15 protein-coding genes are annotated in these 16821 nt (G+C 69.3%); 5 read left to right on the forward strand and 10 right to left on the reverse strand.

What is annotated here, in order from left to right; translation table 11 throughout:
• Positions 1 to 17: 17 nt before the first annotated feature.
• Positions 18 to 740, reverse strand: coding sequence for a response regulator transcription factor (locus ACYVKI_RS01185; protein WP_460688520.1), 723 nt, complete (start codon positions 738 to 740; stop codon positions 18 to 20).
• 94 nt (positions 741 to 834) lie between these two features.
• Here ACYVKI_RS01185 and ACYVKI_RS01190 point away from each other — a divergent pair, with 94 nt between their 5' ends.
• On the forward strand, positions 835 to 2019 hold the full coding sequence (locus ACYVKI_RS01190) for a sensor histidine kinase (protein WP_460688521.1): 1185 nt from the start codon (positions 835 to 837) through the stop codon (positions 2017 to 2019).
• A gap of 306 nt (positions 2020 to 2325) precedes the next feature.
• Here ACYVKI_RS01190 and ACYVKI_RS01195 read toward each other — a convergent pair whose 3' ends face one another.
• Positions 2326 to 3159, reverse strand: coding sequence for a hydroxymethylpyrimidine/phosphomethylpyrimidine kinase (locus tag ACYVKI_RS01195; protein ID WP_460688522.1), 834 nt, complete (start codon positions 3157 to 3159; stop codon positions 2326 to 2328).
• Positions 3152 to 3691: a hypothetical protein gene (locus ACYVKI_RS01200; RefSeq protein ID WP_460688523.1), complete on the reverse strand. Its 540-nt coding sequence runs from the start codon at positions 3689 to 3691 to the stop codon at positions 3152 to 3154. Before ACYVKI_RS01200 ends, ACYVKI_RS01195 begins: the two co-directional genes overlap by 8 nt.
• Before the next feature lie 334 nt (positions 3692 to 4025).
• Between ACYVKI_RS01200 and ACYVKI_RS01205 the strand changes: the two genes are divergently transcribed.
• The 4 genes from ACYVKI_RS01205 to ACYVKI_RS01220 all read left to right on the forward strand — a co-directional run bounded on the left by ACYVKI_RS01205 (position 4026) and on the right by ACYVKI_RS01220 (position 7219).
• Positions 4026 to 4763, forward strand: coding sequence for a GntR family transcriptional regulator (locus ACYVKI_RS01205; RefSeq protein ID WP_460688524.1), 738 nt, complete (start codon positions 4026 to 4028; stop codon positions 4761 to 4763).
• Between the two features lie 62 nt (positions 4764 to 4825).
• Positions 4826 to 5758 (forward strand): 5-deoxy-glucuronate isomerase, encoded by a 933-nt coding sequence (iolB, locus tag ACYVKI_RS01210; RefSeq protein ID WP_460688525.1) that lies wholly within the window; start codon positions 4826 to 4828, stop codon positions 5756 to 5758.
• Positions 5759 to 5791: 33 nt separating this feature from the next.
• On the forward strand, positions 5792 to 6808 hold the full coding sequence (locus tag ACYVKI_RS01215; protein WP_460688526.1) for a Gfo/Idh/MocA family oxidoreductase: 1017 nt from the start codon (positions 5792 to 5794) through the stop codon (positions 6806 to 6808).
• An 84-nt stretch (positions 6809 to 6892) separates the two neighbouring features.
• Positions 6893 to 7219, forward strand: a complete 327-nt coding sequence (locus tag ACYVKI_RS01220; RefSeq protein ID WP_460688527.1) for a nuclear transport factor 2 family protein — start codon at positions 6893 to 6895, stop codon at positions 7217 to 7219.
• Positions 7220 to 7423: 204 nt separating this feature from the next.
• Here ACYVKI_RS01220 and ACYVKI_RS01225 read toward each other — a convergent pair whose 3' ends face one another.
• From ACYVKI_RS01225 to iolC, 7 genes are all read right to left on the reverse strand, one after another.
• Positions 7424 to 8860 carry a sugar porter family MFS transporter gene (locus ACYVKI_RS01225; protein WP_460688528.1) on the reverse strand — a complete coding sequence of 479 codons (1437 nt, stop codon included), beginning with the start codon at positions 8858 to 8860 and terminating at the stop codon, positions 7424 to 7426.
• Positions 8861 to 8969: 109 nt separating this feature from the next.
• Positions 8970 to 9845 (reverse strand): sugar phosphate isomerase/epimerase family protein, encoded by an 876-nt coding sequence (locus ACYVKI_RS01230; protein ID WP_460688529.1) that lies wholly within the window; start codon positions 9843 to 9845, stop codon positions 8970 to 8972.
• A gap of 48 nt (positions 9846 to 9893) precedes the next feature.
• Complete coding sequence (locus ACYVKI_RS01235) at positions 9894 to 10955, reverse strand: Gfo/Idh/MocA family protein (protein ID WP_460688530.1); 1062 nt, start codon at positions 10953 to 10955, stop codon at positions 9894 to 9896.
• A gap of 208 nt (positions 10956 to 11163) precedes the next feature.
• Positions 11164 to 12705, reverse strand: a complete 1542-nt coding sequence (locus tag ACYVKI_RS01240; RefSeq protein ID WP_460688531.1) for a CoA-acylating methylmalonate-semialdehyde dehydrogenase — start codon at positions 12703 to 12705, stop codon at positions 11164 to 11166.
• Positions 12705 to 14705: a 3D-(3,5/4)-trihydroxycyclohexane-1,2-dione acylhydrolase (decyclizing) gene (gene iolD / locus ACYVKI_RS01245; RefSeq protein WP_460688532.1), complete on the reverse strand. Its 2001-nt coding sequence runs from the start codon at positions 14703 to 14705 to the stop codon at positions 12705 to 12707. The genes ACYVKI_RS01240 and iolD overlap by 1 nt, the downstream gene beginning before the upstream one ends.
• Complete coding sequence (locus tag ACYVKI_RS01250; protein WP_460688533.1) at positions 14702 to 15751, reverse strand: Cgl0159 family (beta/alpha)8-fold protein; 1050 nt, start codon at positions 15749 to 15751, stop codon at positions 14702 to 14704. The genes iolD and ACYVKI_RS01250 overlap by 4 nt, the downstream gene beginning before the upstream one ends.
• The gene (gene iolC, locus ACYVKI_RS01255; RefSeq protein ID WP_460688534.1) at positions 15748 to 16734 is read right to left on the reverse strand and encodes a 5-dehydro-2-deoxygluconokinase; all 987 of its coding nucleotides are present in this window, start codon (positions 16732 to 16734) and stop codon (positions 15748 to 15750) included. Before iolC ends, ACYVKI_RS01250 begins: the two co-directional genes overlap by 4 nt.
• Positions 16735 to 16821 lie beyond the last annotated feature (87 nt).

A 16821-nucleotide genomic window follows, 5' to 3' on the forward strand; every position in this document is an offset into this window, starting at 1 on the left:
CTCGGCGAGTCGGGTGCTCAGTCCAGCGAGGGCTCGACCAGGCCGAGCTCCGTGGCGCGGATGATCAGCTGGACCCGGTCCCGGACCCCCAGGCGCTGCATCAACCGGCCCATGTAGGCCTTCACCGTCGCCTCGGAGACGATCATCTCCGCGGCGATCTCCGCGTTGGACCGCCCGCTGGCCAGCAGCTTCAGCCCCTGCAACTCCCGGTCCGGGATGCGCGGCAGCTCCGGGTAGCGGCGCAGCATGGTCTCCACCTGGGCGGGGTCGTCCCGCACTGAGAGCATCAGCTCCTGTGCCACCGCCGGGGAGAAGGGCGCCATGCCGTCGTTGACCTGCCGGATGGCGTCGATGATCTGATCAGGCTCGGCATCCTTGACGATGTATCCGCCTGCCCCGGCCCGCAGCGCCGGAATGACATAGCGTTCCGTGGAGAACGTGGTCACCGCCAGCACGGCGACGGTGTCGAACATCCGGCGGATCTGAGTCGTGGCTTCGATGCCGTCGGTGCCGGGCATGTGCATGTCCATCACGACGACGTCAGGCAGCAGCTGCCCGACCATCTCCACGGCGGTCTTGCCGTCCCGGACCTCGCCGATGCACCCCATGCCCTCGGTGGAGTCCACATAGGTGCGCAGGGCCGTGGACATCATCGGATGGTCATCGGCGATGAGCACTCGGATCCCGGGGGTGCGGGGGATCGGCACCGTGGGGACCTCCTCGGCGGGGGTGTCGGTCATGAGCACGATTGTAGGAGCGTGACCTGGACGTCCGACGCGCTCAGGTCTGGAGCCCACCTCCGGGGTGGCGGAGTCGTCCTCGTAGACTGTCCTCGTGCCGAGTGTCGCAGAGGAGTTCGAGTCGCAGGGGTTCTGGTACGCCCGGGACCTGAACAAGTGGCTGCTGGTGGTCGTCACCCTGATGTTCGGCATCGCTCTGGGCTCCGACATCATCCTGGAGATGCTCGAGGGCAAGGCTTTCCCGATGGAGATCGCCGTCGCCGGGCTGCTCAGCGTGGGCTGTGTGGTGCTGCTGTGGATCCGAGTGACCTGGGCCGCCGTCGTCGGGCTGGTGATGGTGGCCGTCAGCCTGTTCACCGAAGGGCTGGCCTACTCGCTGGTGCTGGCGGTGCTGCTGGTCGGGGTCGGAGCCATGGTCACCACGAAGCTCTTCCGCCGCACGCTGCTGGTGGCCTCCCTGGCGTGGACCGGATTCCTCACGAACGAGCTCGAGGATCCCACCAACGGGCTGGTGCTCATGGCGATCATGGTGCTGCTGATCATGGGGTCCTACGGGCTCGGCTCGGCCTTCCGTAAGGTCACCAACGCCCGGCTGCAGTCCCGGCGTGAGCTGGAGGAGGTCGAGGCGCAGCACCGTGAATCGGTGGCCGCCGAGCGCAAGTCCATCGCCCGGGACCTCCACGACATCGTCGCCCATGACATCACCATCATCGCCATGCAGTCCCGTGCCGCGCAGATGGCCGGCACCGAGGAGTCCTATCGCAATGCGGTGGACGTCATCGGAGACTCCTCCCGGGCAGCCCTGCAGGACCTGCGCCGCATGCTCAACCTGCTCCAGGAGGACGGCGCCGAGGAGGACCTCCCGACGTCCTCGGCCACCGAGCTGGAGATCCGTGCCGGCGCCGAGACGTTCTGTCAGCAGCTGCGCGGTCTGGGCTTCACCGTCCACTGTGCCCTCGACGGTGACCTCGATGCTCTCTCCCGGTCGGTGCACGCCGCTCTCTACCGGATCCTCCAGGAGTGCACCACCAATGTGGCCCGCTATGCCGGGCCCGGGCAGGAGTGCTGGATCCGTGTCTGGGCCGGGGAGGACGAGGCCGGACTGACCGTGCGGAACACGGTGGCCTCCCACCGACGAGCCGTCTCCCGCTGGTCCAGCTCAGGGGCGGGTCTGATCGGCATCCGGGATCGGGCGGCGGCCTTCGGTGGCCAGGCGCGGGCCGGTTTCGACCGGCGGGGCCACTGGGTCGTCACCGTGCAGGGCCTGAAGAAGGACTGAGCCGGCGCCGCTGATTCCGGCGCCGCTGATTCTGACGTTCTGACGGCAAGCTGGCGTCAACCTGGAGGAAGGCTGGACGACACGCCGCGTGCAGGGCCCAACACTAGACGAAAGTCGACTAGAGGATCCCTTCGTTGCCGGGGGAAAATAGTTCCTGGCGTACAGATACGGTGTACGTGCATCACGAGAACCTGGCTTGGAGACCCCGGAGGCTTCGGTGCAACGGCCTGCGGTGAGGCGCTCGGTCAGGTGCACGGCCCGGGCGGTGAGAACGGCATCGCCCGGGCCTCTCTCGTGTCTGGGGGATCAGTGGCGCAGCCCGCCCTGCCAGAGGGCGTCGAACGGAGTGCCGCCGACCACGCGCTGGCGGATGCCTGCCGTCACGAACTCCTTCGCGCGGCGAGCCGCCTCCAGCGGCGCCGCGCCCTTGGACAGCTCAGCGGCGACGGCGGCCGCCAGCGAGCAGCCCGCGCCGGAGACGGCGTGCTCCCCGACCTTCGGGGAGCTGATCACCTCGGTGGACTCCGCGTCCACGAAGACGTCCACGGCGTCGGGTCCCTCGAGACGCACCCCGCCCTTGGCGAGCACTGCGGCCCCCGAGATCCGGTGGATCTGCTGTGCTGCGGCGATGAGCTCCTCCCGGCTGCGCACCGTCATGCCCGAGAGCTGCTCGGTCTCGAAGTGGTTCGGTGTGACGAATGTGGCCTGGGGCAGCAGCTCGGTGGTCAGGGCGGTGTCGGTGTCCAACGCATGGCCGGGCTCCTGGCCCTTGCAGATCAGCACGGGATCCAGCACCACGTGCCGCGGGCGACGTGCCCGGATCGCCTCACCCACGGTGGCGATGGTGGCGGGGGAGCCCATCATGCCCAGCTTCACCGTGTCCAGAGCCTCGGCGTCGTAGTCGGCGAAGACCGCCTGGATCTGATCGGCGATGACCTGCGGCTCCACCGGCACGAAGCGGTGGTTCCAGTCGTCCTCCGGGTCGAAGGAGACGATGCAGGTCAGGGCGATGATCCCGAAGCTGCCAAGCTCCTGGAAAGTCTTCAGGTCAGCCTGCGCTCCGGCGCCGCCGGTGGCCTCGGAGCCGGCGATCGTCAGCGCCATCGGCGGGTGGGTGCTGCGATCGAGAGTCTCAGTCATCGTCTCGTCCTTCCTCGTCTCGTCCTTCCTCGTCTCGTCCTTCCTCGTCTCGTCCCTCGCGGTCCCCGGCGGCGGGGTCCGTCACTGTGGCCAGCGGCTGAGCGGCCCAGCGTCCGATGCCGAGCAGCACCCCGGCCGGGAAGCCGACCAGCGGGATGAGCATGGGCATCAGCCCGCCGGTGCCGGCCAGCAGCACGATCGGGCCGTAGAGCAGGCCGACCACCACATAGCCGAGCACATGCAGCGTGGGGTTGAGGTGGTGGCGGTAGAGCCAGGTCACCAGCAGGGTCCCGGGGATCCCGACGGCGACAGCGGCTCCACCGATCAGCGGGATCAGCGGGGTGAGGAACCCCTCCTCATCCAGCCCCGGCACGAAGGAGAGTCCCAGCAGCAGTCCGCCCATCACGGCGGTGGGCAGCAGCCAGGAGACGACCCAGCCGGCGACGCCCAGTCTCAGCCGCGGGCGACGCGCGGGGGATTGGCGGCGGGGGCGACGTCGTCGAGTGGTCTTCTCCGGGGCGGGGGTGGTCATCGAGGCCCTTTCGTCGGTCGGCGGGCGCGTCCTGCGACGGCCGCTCAGTCTACCGGCCGCGCCTGGACACCGGATCTGGACATCGGGCCTGGATATCGGGCGTGGATATCGGGCGTGAGTGCCGGGTGTGAATGCCGGGTGTGAGCGCCGGACCTGAAGGTTGGGCCTGAAGGTTGGGCCTGAAGGTTGGGACGCGTCGCCGTCGTCCTCACCGGTGCGTGGGCCCGGCGCCGCGGGGCGGGACTGCACATCAGGGCACAGAAATCTGCGTCGGTCCCTTCAAAAAATCTGATTGTCGTGACAAACTGACAATTACCGCGACGAAGGAGCATCCGTGACTCACGACCTCGAGATCAGCCTGGACCGGTCATCTCCGGTGCCCCTGTATCACCAGGTGGCCTCCGCCTTCGAGAAGGCCATCAGGGACGGCTCGCTGCCTCCGGAGACCAAGCTGGAGAACGAGATCGCCCTGGCCAAGCGCTACAACCTCTCACGCCCGACCATGCGACAGGCCATGGACCAACTCGTCCAGCACGGGCTGGTCGTCCGGCGTCGTGGCGTCGGCACCCAGGTCATCGGAGCCCCGGTCCGCCGCAATCTCAAGCTCTCGAGCCTCTACAACGACCTCCAGGATGAGGGAGCCACCCCGCAGACCACGGTGCTCTCCCTGGAGCTGACCCATGCCGACGCCGAGGTCGCCGCGAAGCTCAACCTGACCCAGGGGGACGAAGTCCACCACATGATTCGGCTCCGCACAGTCGACGCCCGGCCGCTGGCGATCATGGAGAACTGGGTGCCGCGCAGCATCGGCTCCTTCGACCAGGCCGAGCTCGAATCCGACGGACTCTACAACCTGCTGCGCCGCTCCGGCATCGACTTCCGCATGGCCCACCAGACCGTCGGCGCCGCAGTGGCCGACGACCACCAGGCCGAGCTGCTCGACACCGAGGTCGGCGCGCCGCTGGTGATGATGGACCGCACCGCGCTGGACAGCCGCGGCATCGCCGTCGAATGCGGCCATCACGTCTACCGGGCCGACATGTACTCCTTCGACATCACCCTGGTGAACTGAGCCCACCGTCAGGCGCCACCACCGCCCGTTCCACCCTGCCCTCCCGCCTGGAAAGGACAGCCATGACCTCCCCACGCCCCGAAGCCCCCACCTCCCCCTGGTTCCACCCGGCCGGATCCGCCGCCCGCGGAGACTGGATGCTGGACCTGGGGACCCCGGACTCCACCACCGAGATCCCGGGATGGCAGCACACCGGCCTGCGCGTCGTCGACCTCAGCCCCGGACAGAGCATCCCCCTGGACTCCCAGGAGGAGGAACGCATCGTCGTGCCGCTGGCCGGTTCCTTCACCGTGGAGGTCGACGGCGGCACCTATGAGCTCGCCGGCCGAGAGTCCGTGTTCCACGGCCCGACCGATGTCCTCTACACCGGCATCCGACGGGCCGCGCGCCTCTCCTCCGCCCAGGGCGGCCGCGTGGCAGTGGCCTCCGCTCCCGCCGCAGCCGACCATCCCGTGCGGCACCTGCCCGTCCAGGAGGTGCCGCTGGAGTTGCGCGGCGCCGGCGTCTGCTCCCGCCAGGTGCACAACTTCGGCACCCCCGCCACCCTGGAGGCGGATCGCTTCATCGTCTGCGAAGTGCTCACCCCTGCGGGGAACTGGTCCTCCTACCCGCCGCACAAGCACGACGAGGAGGCCGAGGGGGAGACCGCCCTGGAGGAGATCTACTACTTCGAGATGCAGACCGCGAAGGACATGCCTGTCCCCGCACCGGAGGGAGGTGGTCCGGACGCCATGGGCTACCAGCGCGTCTACGCCTCCGATGCGCGCGAGATCGACGTGACCGCAGAGGTGCGCAGCGGCGACGTCGTCCTGGTGCCCTACGGCTGGCACGGCCCAGCCATGACCCCTCCCGGCCATGACATGTACTACCTCAACGTCATGGCCGGCCCCGGCCCGGTGCGCCAGTGGCTGATCAGCGACGACCCGCACCACGGCTGGATCCGCAAGACCTGGGAGGGTCAGGACATGGACCCCCGGCTGCCCTTCTCCGGCTGAGCCGATGCAGCAGATGCGAGAGCGGAGCGCCGGGTGAGGACCACTCTCGGGCTGATCGGCGTCGGACGCATCGGTCTCATGCACGCCCGGCACTTCCAGGCGCTCGCCGACGACGGCGTGGAGCTGCTGATCGCCGACAGCGACGCCGCCCGCGCCCGGCACGTCGCCGCGGACATCGGCTGCCGGGCGGTGTCCGACGTCGACACGCTCTTCCACGGGGTGCCTCCCGGCGACCCGCCCGACGGCGTCGTGATCGCCGTGGGCACTGCCGCCCATGCGCCGCTGATCCTGCGCGCCGCCGAGGCGGGGATCCCCGCCTTCTGCGAGAAGCCGCTGGCCGAGTCCACCCACGCGGCGCTGCCGGTGCTCGAAGCGGTGTCCCGGCTCGGCAGCACCGTGCAGATCGGCCACCAGCGTCGGCTCGACCCCGGCCACCTCGCCGCACGGGTGGCCCACCGCCGCGGCGACCTGGGCTGGCTGCACACCATCCGGGCGATCACCGCGGACATGACCCCGCCGCCGGTGGAGTTCCTGGCCACCTCCGGCGGGCTGTTCCGCGACTGCTCGGTGCACGACTTCGACAGCATCCAATGGCTCACCGGCCAGCGGATCGTGGAGGTCTATGCGCGGGGGTCAAACACCGGGGATCCGGCGATCGGGGCGGCGGGAGACGTCGACACCGCTGTGGCGCTCGCTGAGCTGGAGGATGGCACGGTCGCCACCGTCTCGGCCACCCGGTACAACGGGGCCGGTCACGACGTGCGCCTGGAGCTGCAGGGCTCCGCGGGGACCTTGCAGGTGGGGCTGGACGACTCCTACGCCGGACGGTCCGCCGAGCCCGGAGTGAGGTTCCCCGCCGGGACGCCGCATCGGAGCTTCCACGAGCGGTTCGCGGAGGCCTACCGCGCGGAGATGCGGGCCTTCGTGGAGCTGGTGCGTGGCCAGCGGGAGAACCCGTGCCCGCCGGAGGAGGCCGTGGATGCCTCCCGCGTGGCGGACGCGGCCCAGGAGTCCCTGGAGGCCGGGAGGTCCGTGCGCGTGCGGCGATGAGAGCCAGAAGCCTTCTCCCCGAACGGGCTGCAGGAGTAGGGTCCGGACCACGTGCACTTCACGACCTGTCACAGGAGGAACCTGATGCCTGACGTCCCAGAGCCGGTGGGAAGCCTCATCGCCGCGGTGAATCGTCATGACGAGGCGGCGTTCCTGGCCGCCTTCGGCGACGAGGGATTCGTGGACGATTTCGGGCGGATCTTCACCGGACCCGAGGAGATCAAGGCCTGGAGCGACGTGGAGTTCATCGGTGCCCGCGGCACGATGGAGCTCGAGTCGGTCCAGGAGGAGGGCGACACTGTCACCGTGATCGCCGACTGGCGCAGCAATCACGCCAATGGGCGTTCGGAGTTCACCTTCGACGTCGACGGTGAGAGGTTGCGCTCCATGCGCATCCGGGGAGCCCACTGAACACCGGCGGGAGGCCCGTGAGACCTTGACGTCGCCGGCACCGATCCCCGCGACGTGGGCCTGTCCCTCAGGCAGGCGGCTTCACCGGCCGACCATCCAGCTGAGACGAGTTGAGAGGGCGAGTTTCCGCCCTTATGGCCGCTATCAGGGGCCTCTTTCCGGCGGAAACTCACCCTCTCAACAGGGGTGTGGCAGGGCTGAGTCTCAGCGCATGCGCTTCGGACTCGGGACCACCGGCATACCGGCGGTGTTGCGGAAGGTCGACTCGATATCCTCCAACGACCGACCCTTGGTCTCCGGCACATGGCGCAGGGTAAAGAGCAGGGCGGTGAAGCAGATCACCGAGAACCCGGCGAAGAGCCAGCCGACGCCGACGGCCTCCAGCACCGGCGGGAATCCGAGCGCGACGACGCCGTTGGCGAACCACAGCGCCGTGGTGGCCAGGCCCATCGCCGCGGCACGCACGCCCAGCGGGAAGATCTCCCCGAGCATCACCCACACCATCGAGCCCCAGCTGGCCTGGAACATGAAGATGTAGACGGCCATGCAGGTCAGGGTGACGATGCCCACGACGCCGAAGCCGTCCGGCTCAGGCAGCAGAAGGTTGGTCAGGGCCAGGATCGCCAAACTGAGGCAGGTGCCGATGGCGCCGGCGATCAGCAGCGGCTTGCGTCCCCAGCGATCGGCGTAGGTCAGGGCCAGCCAGATGGCGAGCACGTTCATCACGCCGATGATCAGGTTGGCGGCGATGGCGGCCTGATCGGTGAAGCCGACGTTCTGCAGCGTGGTGGGTGCGTAGTAGATGATCGTGTTGATGCCCATGATCTGCTGCAGGATCGCCAGGCCCAGGCCGACGAAGAGGATCGGCTTGACCCAGGGCTGCAGCAGCGCCTTCAGGGTCTGTGCCCCGGCGGCCTTCTCCGCCTCGTTGATCACGTGGATCTCCTGCAGCTCCCGGTCGGCCTCGTCCGCGGTGCGGTCGTAGAGCAGCACTGTCAGCGCCTCCTCCTCGCGGCCCTTCTTGACCAGCCAGCGAGGTGTCTCCCAGATGAAGGCCAGACCCACGGCGAAGAGGATCGAAGGGACGATGGAGAGGCCGAGCATCCAGCGCCAGGACTCCATCGGGGCGAAGCCCAGTCCGATGATGAAGCCGACGAACTGACCGCTGACGATCGCCAGAGCGTAGAAGGCGGTGACCTTGCCGCGGATGCGGGCCGGGGCGATCTCCGAGAGGTACACCGGCAGAGTGACGGCGGCCAGGCCGGAGCCGAGACCGACTACGAAGCGGAAGATGAACAGCACTGCGGCGTCCGGTGCCAGGGCCATGCCGATCGGGGCCACGATGAACGTCACCGCGGTGACCATGAGGATCTTCCACCGGCCGTATGTGTCGGAGAGCCTGCCGCCGACCGCGGCACCGATGACGGCGCCGATGATCAGTCCGGTGACGATCCATCCTTCGGCCCAGCTGGTGAGCTCGAAGTCTCTGCGGAGGTAGACCAGCGCCGCGGAGATGACGCCGGTGTCATATCCCCAGTTGAGCCCGCCGAGAGCTCCGAAGAGGTAGATGAGGATGGCGCCCTTCTTCCGACCCGAGCCGACGACGCCGTCCGGGAGATTGGGTGTGCGTGGTGATTCCATGATCTGGCGATCCTGTCTGTGCCGGGTGAGGGTATGCCTGGGGCGCCGGGCGCAGTGCCGGGCGCCGGGAGCAGGCGGCGAGGAGGGGAGGGCCGGGTGCTGAGGCCGGTCAGCGCCGGGCGGCTTCCATGCGTTCGCGCATCTGGCGCCGTTGGTACGTCGAGACCTCATAGGCGTCCTCGTTCTCGCCGAAGACGCTGGTGACCATGACGGACTCGGCACGCTGGTCGAAGCCGTTGCGGGCGAGCTCGGAGAAGAACTGGTCCCAGTCGACGTCGCCGACGCCGATCTTGTTGTGCTGGTGCACGCGGGCCGCGCTGCCCGGGGGATTGGTGATGTAACGCAGCCCGTCGGAGCGGTGGTGATCATAGGTGTCAGCCACATGGACCACTCGGAGCCGATCCCCGACCTCGTCGAGGATGGCCGGCATCGGGTCCTCGTAGTGGAACGTGTGTGGGGCCACGTAGACGAAGCCGAGGTTCTTCGAGTTGGCGCCGCGGATGACCCGCCAGCCGGCCAGGCCCTGTTCGACGAAGTCATCGGGGTGCGGGTCGATCGCGACGTGGATGCCCTCCGACTCGATGCGCGGCAGCAGCTCCTCCAGGGAACGGTAGAAGGCGCGCTCCGACTCTTCCGCGAGCTCGGGTCGGCCGGAGAACTCCGTGTTCATCTGGTCCACGCCCAGGTCCACGGTGATCTGGATGGCGCGCTTCCAGTGCCGCACTGCGGCTTCGCGGGCATCCGGATCGGGGGAGGACCAGCGCAGCACCGGCAGCACGGAGGCCACGCCGACGCCGGTGTCGGTGCAGGCCTTGCGGAAACGGGCGACGAGGTCGTCGTCGGCCTTGGGATGGTTGAAGAACGGGATGAAGTCCGGGTGCGGGGTCAGCTGCAGCCACTGGAATCCCAGGTCCGCGGCGAGCCGCGGGAACTCCAGCAGTGAGTGGGTGCGGTGGAACGGGGTGGGGTCCAGGGCGTACTTCATGGAGGGGTCCTCGGGGCAGGTGGGGGCAGGGTCTGCGGGTCGTCGGGCTCAGGCCAGGGCGGGGGATCCTGTGGGGGCGATGTAGAAGCTGGGCTTGGGCGCCAGCTCCACCCGCTCGACCGTGCGGCTCTGCTGGGCGGCGACGCCGGCGGCGCAGCAGGCGGCGGTGGCGTATCCGTCCCAGGCGCTGGGTCCGGCGATCTCGCCGCGCAGGGTGGCGTCCACCCACTGCTGGACCTCGAGGTCGTAGGCGTCGCGGAAGCGGGTGACGAAGCCGGCGTCGACTGTGACGCCGGTGCGCCCGGCGGAGGTGATCTCGACCTCGGAGCCCTCACCGATCTTCATCAGCCCGTTCTCGAAGGTGGCCTGGGTGTGTACCTGGTAGCCGATCTGGGCGTTGACGAAGATCTCCACGGTGGCCAGCAGTCCGGACTCGGTCTGCACGGTCACCAGCTGGGGGTCCCGCACGCTGCCGGTCCGAGAAGTGGTGCGACCGATCCGCACGGAGACGTCGGTGATCTCCTCGCCGGTGAAGTAGCGCACGGCGTCGAACTCGTGGACCACGGAGTCGTGGATGATCATCTCGTCGGTGAACTCGGCCGGCGCCTCCGGGTTGCGGTGCTGGTGGTGCAGCATCAGCAGCTCGCCCAGCTCGCCGGAGGCGATCGTCTGCTTCAAACGGCGGTAGCCGGCGTCGAAGCGGCGCATGAAGCCCACCTGGATGAGCTGGCGGCCCGTGGCGACCTCGGCCTCGACCACGCGCAGGGAGGATTCGGGGTCCGGCGTCAGCGGCTTCTCGCACAGCACGGGGATCCTGGTGTCGAGGAGCTTCAGCAGCGCGTCCTCGTGGAGGAACCCCGGGGTGGCGAGGACGACGGCGTCAGCTGCCTCGGCGGTCAGCAGCTCGTCCACGCTGGAGAGCACCTGGGGGTCTCCGGCGGCGTCCCCGGCGGAGGCTGCGACGGCGGCGGCGCGCTCGCGGTCGACGTCGACGACGGCGCTGACCCGGGCGCGCAGGGTGTGGTGGGCGAGGCGTTCCACGTGGTCCGAGCCCATGCGCCCCGCGCCGATGACGGCGACGCGGAGTTCGGACTGCTGCGGTGTCGACATTGGTCTCAGTTCTCCTCGATCATGAGTTCTTCCGTGATGCCCCTCACTGTAGAACGCATCACATTGGTTTGTCCAGACATTCGGACGAATCAGGTTCTGGGGTGATGTTCCGCCACAGAGATCGTCCCTCCGTGAGAGATCGTCTGCAGATTCAGGGGCGATCTCTCACGGAGGGACGATCTTCGGGTGGTGAGCCGCGCGCCGGGTCTCAGCCGTTCGACGGGAAGTTCAGCGACGCGGTGGACTCGTCGTTCTGGTGCGGCCACCGCTGGGTGATGACCTTCCCGCGCGTGTAGAAGCGCACGCCGTCGGGGCCATAGATGTGGTGATCACCGAACAGCGAGTCCTTCCACCCGCCGAAGGAGTGCTGGGCCGCCGGCACCGGAATCGGTACGTTCACCCCGATCATCCCGACGGTGACCTGACGCTGGAACATGCGGGCCGCATGCCCGGAGCCGGTGAAGATCGCCGTGCCGTTGCCATACGGATTCGCGTTGATCACCCGGATCGCGTCCTCCAGAGTGTCCACGCGGACCACTGCCAACACCGGCCCGAAGATCTCCTGCTCATAGGCGGACATGTGCTCCTGGACGCGGTCCAGCACGGTCGGGCCCACGAAGAAGCCCTCTTCACGGCCCTCCACCACCAGGTCACGCCCGTCGACGACGACGGCGGCGCCGTCGGCCTCCGCCTCGCCGACCAGGCGCTGGACGCGCTCCTGGGAGGCCGGAGTGATCAGCGGCCCCATCTCCGAAGAGTCCTCCGTGCCGTCTCCGACCGTGATGGCCCGGGCGCGATCGCCCACCTTCTCCACGAGCGTGTCGGCGGCGTCGCCCACCGCCACGGCCACCGAGATCGCCATGCAGCGCTCGCCGGCGGAGCCGAAGGCCGCCGCCGAGAGGTGGTCCGCGGCCAGCTCCAGATCGGCGTCGGGCAGGACCACGGCGTGGTTCTTCGCCCCACCCAGGGCCTGGACCCGCTTGCCATGGCGGGTGCCGGTCTCATACACATGCTGCGCGATCGGGGTGGACCCCACGAAGGAGACCCCGTCGACCAGCTCATGGGTCAGCAGGCCCTCGACGATCTCCTTGTCACCGTGCAGCACCTGGAAGACACCGTCGGGCAGCCCGGCCTCCTTCCACAACTGAGCCAGCAGCAGAGAGGCCGACGGATCCCGCTCCGAGGGCTTGAGCACGAAGGCGTTGCCGGTGACGATCGCCACCGGAGCCATCCACAGCGGCACCATGACCGGGAAGTTGAACGGAGTGATGCCGGCGACCACGCCCAGCGGCTGCCGGAAGGAGAAGACGTCGATGCCGCCGGAGACCTGGTCCGAGTAGTCGCCCTTCAGCGTCTGCGGGGCCGCGCAGGCGAACTCCACCACCTCCAGGCCGCGGGCCACCTCTCCGGCCGCATCGGAGAGCACCTTGCCGTGCTCGGCGGTGACCAGCGCGGCGAGCTCCTGGGTGTGGGAGTGCACCAGCTCGCGGAAGCGGAACAGCACGGCCATGCGCTTGGACAGCGAGGTCTCGGCCCAGATGTCGGCGCCGCGGCGAGCAGCCTGCAGGGTCTTCTCCAGGTCGTCGCCGTCGCCCAGGTGCAGGGTGCCGGTCACCTGGCCGGTGGCGGGGTTGTAGACGTCCTGGCGACGCTCGCCGTGGCCGGCGTCGGCCGCACCGTCGATCCAGTGGGTGATCTCGGTGACGGTGTCCGCGGCCTGGGCGGGGGACGTGGTCTGTGTGGTGGTCATCAGGGGTTCCTCTCGTCGGTGTCGCGGCCGTCACCGAGCAGCTGCCGCTGCCGGGACTTGTGGCCGCGGTAGGTCTGGTAGGCGTTCTGCGTGGAGTCCAGCTCGGAGACGCCCGTGACCGGCACGTCCCACCAGGACTCGGAGTCGGGGGCGTCGAGGTAGAGGTCGGAGTCGATATGGATCAGCACCGGGCCCGAGTCCTCCGGGCGGGCCTTGGCCTCGGCGACCGCGGCGTTCAGCCGGTCGATCGCGTCCTCACCCGGTTCCACACGGATGACGTCGACGCCGAGCGACTCCGCGTTGGTGGCGATGTCGATGGGCAGCTCATGGGCGCCGTCGAACCGTCGCTGGTCCTCCAAGTACCGGTACTTCGTGCCGAAGCGCTGGGAGCCCAGGGATTCGGACAGCGAGCCGATCGAGGCGTAGCCGTGGTTCTGCAGCAGCACCACGATGAGCTTGATGCGTTCGGCCACCGCGGTGACCAGCTCGGTGTGCATCATCAGGTAGGAGCCGTCTCCCACCATGACGACGACGTCTCGGCCGTCCTCCGGGGCCTTCTCTTGGGCCTGGGCTGCGGGCTGGGCCTCGGCCAGGGCGGCGCGCTTGACCCCGAGGCCGCCGGCGATCTCGTAGCCCATGCAGGAGAAGGCGTACTCCACGTGGTAGCCGTAGGGGTCCTTGGCCCGCCAGAGCTTGTGCAGGTCTCCGGGCAGCGAGCCGGCCGCGCAGATGACGACGTCGCGCGCGTCCATGGCCTCGTTGACGGCCCCGATGATCTCCGTCTGCGCCGGCAGCGGCTGATTCCGCACGGTGAAGCACTCCTCCACGCTGGCGTCCCAGCGGGCCTTCTCGGCGCGCACCAGCTCGGCGACCTCTGCCGAGGTGTGATGGCCCACCGACTCCAGGCGCTCCCGCAGGAGGGGCAGCGTGGTGCCGGCGTCGGCGACGATCTGCACGCCGGCGCCCATCTTGTAGGCATCCAGGGAGGCGATGTTGATGTTGACGAATCGTACGCCCGGGTGTTGGAAGGCCGTCATGGAGGCGGTGGTGAAGTCCTCGTAGCGGGTGCCGATGCCGATGATGACGTCGGCGTCGCGCGCGTAGGTGTTGGAGGCAGTGGACCCGGTGGAGCCGATCGCCCCCAGGCAGAGCGGATGATCCCACTCCAGAGTGCCGACCCCGGCCTGGGTGTAGGAGACCGGGATGCCCGTCGATTCGGCGAGCCGGCGCAGCGCGTCGGTGGCGAAGGCGTAGTGCACACCCCCGCCGGCGATGATCAGCGGCTGCCGGGCTCCGCGGATGGCCTCCACGGCGGCGGCCAGGTCGACCTCCTCGGGCGCGGGACGGCGGATCCGCCACTCGCGACGGGCCAGGAACTCCTCGGGCACCAGGATGCGCTCGGCCTGCACGTCCTGCGGCAGCGAGATGGTCACCGCACCGGTCTCCGCCGGATCCATCAGCACCCGCATGCCGTGCAGCAGTGCAGAGAAGAGCTGCTCGGGGCGCTGCACACGGTCGAAGTAGCGACTGATCGGGCGGAACAGGTCCGCGCAGGTGACGTCATAGGCATGGGGGAGCTCCAGCTGCTGCAGCACCGGATCCGGGGCGCGGGTGGCGAACTCGTCAGAGGGCAGCAGCAGGGCCGGAAGGCGGTTGGTGGTGGCCAAGGCCGCCCCGGTGGCCATGTTGGTCGAGCCCGGGCCGATCGATGCGGTCACCGCGTAGGTCTGCCGGCGCCGTGTGTGGCGGGCGTAGCCGACCGCCTGGTGGACCAGGGCCTGCTCGTTGCGGCCCTGATGGTAGGGCATCAGCCCCGGTGCCAGGATCTGCGCCTGCTTCAGCGCCTGTCCGACGCCGGCGACGTTGCCGTGGCCGAAGATCCCGTGCATCCCGGGGATCGTACGGACTTCGGTGCGTTCGCCGTCGACGACGTCGACGGTCACCTGGCTGGCCAGGAATTCGACTGTGGCCTGGGCCACGGACATCTCACGGGTGGTCATCGATCCTCCTTCACGGCGCCGACAGGGGTGAGCCCGCTTCTCGGCGCAGAATCTGCGGTGCTCGGCGTGCTGTCCACCAGCAGCGAGGCGGCCTGGTCGACGGCGGCGGCGACATCGCCGTCGTCGGGGTAGAGCAGGGTGCGGCCCACGGTGAGTCCCTGGACGCCGGGCAGCGCCAGGGCGCGGTGCCAGGCCTCCAGGACCTCATCAGTGCGGCCGGAGGGGTCTCCGCCCAACAGCACCGTGGGAAGCGTGGTGGCGGCCATGACACGCTCCATGTCGTCGACCACCGGCAGCTTCATCCAGGTGCCGGCCGAGCTGGCGCCCAGCCCCTGGGCGATGGCTACCGACTGGACGACGGCGTCAGTGGAGAGGTCGTTGACCACCCGGCCGGCATCGGTCCGGGAGATGAACGGCTCCACCATGGCGATCAGTCCTTCGGCGTGCAGCTGGTCCACCGCCTGGGCGGTGTTCTCCAGCACCGAGGTGGTGGCGGCGTCGTCGAAGGCGATCCGGGTGAGCATCTTGCCGCCGTCGGCGCCGAGGGCCCGCAGGGCGGGCGCGGTGTGGCCGGTGAAGCGGTCGTCGATCTCGTTGACCAACCCGGGCAGGCCCGCCCGGTTCATCGAGCCGAAGATCAGTTTGCCGTCCAGGGCGCCCAGCAGCAGCAGATCGTCGAGCACATCCGGGGAGGCGAGTACGCCGTCGACCTTCGGGTGGGCCAGGGCGATGCGCAGTCGGTCCAGCAGCCGTCGGCGGTCCGCGATCGCCTGCGGATCCGACTTCACCGCCAGGGCGCCGCGGGCGGCGTGATCGGCGGCGATGATGAAGCTCTGCCGGCCGTGCACCGGACCCGGGTGACGGCGTCGGGACTGCGCGGCGGCGGCCACGGCCTCCGGATGTTCCAGGCGCACCCGGGTCAGCGGCTCATAGCGGCGCGGGTCCTCGTCGTCAGGCGACGTGCTCTGCGGCGGAGAGACTTCCGCGCGCAGCTGGTGGACCGGGGTCAGCGCCTCGGAGCGGCGGGACGGGTCAGGGCGACTCATGCTGAGACCTCCTGCGGGACGGTGCGTCCACGCTCGGCCAGCATGGCGGCGACCTTCTCCGGGGTGGGCATCGCCTCGGAGCAGGCGATCTCGGAGGCCACCAGGGCTCCGGCGGCGTTGGCGTAGTCGAGCACCTGTTCCAGCGGCCAGCCGGAGAGCAGGCCGTGGACCAGCGCCCCACCGAAGGAGTCGCCGGCGCCCAGGCCGTTGACGGTCTCCACCGGCAGCGGTTGGGAGATCACACGTTCCTCGGCGGTGGCGGCCATGACGCCGTCGGAGCCGCGTTTGACCACGGCGAGCTTCACCCCGGCCTCGAGCAGCCGGTCCGCCTGCTCATCGGGGGTGCCCTCGCCCACGGCGACGGCGCATTCTTCCGCGTTGCCCACGGCCACGGAGACCTGGGGCAGGATGCGAGAGACCTGTTCGCGGGCCTGCTCCATCGAGTCCCAGAACATGGGGCGATAGTCCAAGTCCAGGATGGTGTGCTGACCCTCGGTCAGCTGATCCCGCGGACGGGCCTGATGAGCGGCGATCTGCGCCTGGCGGGAGTGCTCACGGGCGAGCCCGGTGACCGTGGACCAGAAGATCGTGGCGGCGGCGACGGCGTCGGTGTCGAGTTCGTCGGCGTCGATCTCCCAGTCGGGGGCGCTGGGGGAGCGGCCGTAGAAGTAGAGCGGGAAGTCCTCCGGGGGCTGGATGGCGCAGAAGGTGACCGGTGTCTGCAGCTCCGGGACCGGGGTGACCCACTGGTCGTCGACGCCATAGCGGCGCAGCTCCTGGTGGAGGAACTCGCCGAAGGGGTCGTCTCCGGTGCGGGTGATCACCGCGGTACGCCGACCGTGCCGGGCGGCGGCGACGGCGACATTGGCCGGTGACCCGCCCAGATACTTGCCGAAGCTGGTGACATCGGCCAGGCCGACGCCGACGTCGTGGGGGTAGATGTCGACGCTGATGCGTCCCATCGTGATGAGCTCATGGGTCATCGGTGCTCCTTGGGGTGTGCGAGGAGTCCTCTGCGGTTCCTCGAGCGGTCGGGGACGGACGCGGAGTCCGTGCGGTCCAGGGGTCCT

Source organism: Nesterenkonia suensis, from assembly GCF_054782935.1.

Excerpts from the sequence above, each read along its gene's own strand:
- ACYVKI_RS01185 (WP_460688520.1), bottom strand. The coding sequence starts at position 740 with ATGACCGACACCCCCGCCGAGGAGGTCCCCACGGTGCCGATCCCCCGC.
- ACYVKI_RS01195 (WP_460688522.1), bottom strand. The coding sequence starts at position 3,159 with ATGACTGAGACTCTCGATCGCAGCACCCACCCGCCGATGGCGCTGACG.
- ACYVKI_RS01200 (WP_460688523.1), bottom strand. The coding sequence starts at position 3,691 with ATGACCACCCCCGCCCCGGAGAAGACCACTCGACGACGTCGCCCCCGC.
- iolB (WP_460688525.1), top strand. The coding sequence starts at position 4,826 with ATGACCTCCCCACGCCCCGAAGCCCCCACCTCCCCCTGGTTCCACCCG.
- ACYVKI_RS01220 (WP_460688527.1), top strand. The coding sequence starts at position 6,893 with ATGCCTGACGTCCCAGAGCCGGTGGGAAGCCTCATCGCCGCGGTGAAT.
- ACYVKI_RS01225 (WP_460688528.1), bottom strand. The coding sequence starts at position 8,860 with ATGGAATCACCACGCACACCCAATCTCCCGGACGGCGTCGTCGGCTCG.
- ACYVKI_RS01230 (WP_460688529.1), bottom strand. The coding sequence starts at position 9,845 with ATGAAGTACGCCCTGGACCCCACCCCGTTCCACCGCACCCACTCACTG.
- ACYVKI_RS01235 (WP_460688530.1), bottom strand. The coding sequence starts at position 10,955 with ATGTCGACACCGCAGCAGTCCGAACTCCGCGTCGCCGTCATCGGCGCG.
- ACYVKI_RS01240 (WP_460688531.1), bottom strand. The coding sequence starts at position 12,705 with ATGACCACCACACAGACCACGTCCCCCGCCCAGGCCGCGGACACCGTC.
- iolD (WP_460688532.1), bottom strand. The coding sequence starts at position 14,705 with ATGACCACCCGTGAGATGTCCGTGGCCCAGGCCACAGTCGAATTCCTG.
- ACYVKI_RS01250 (WP_460688533.1), bottom strand. The coding sequence starts at position 15,751 with ATGAGTCGCCCTGACCCGTCCCGCCGCTCCGAGGCGCTGACCCCGGTC.
- iolC (WP_460688534.1), bottom strand. The coding sequence starts at position 16,734 with ATGACCCATGAGCTCATCACGATGGGACGCATCAGCGTCGACATCTAC.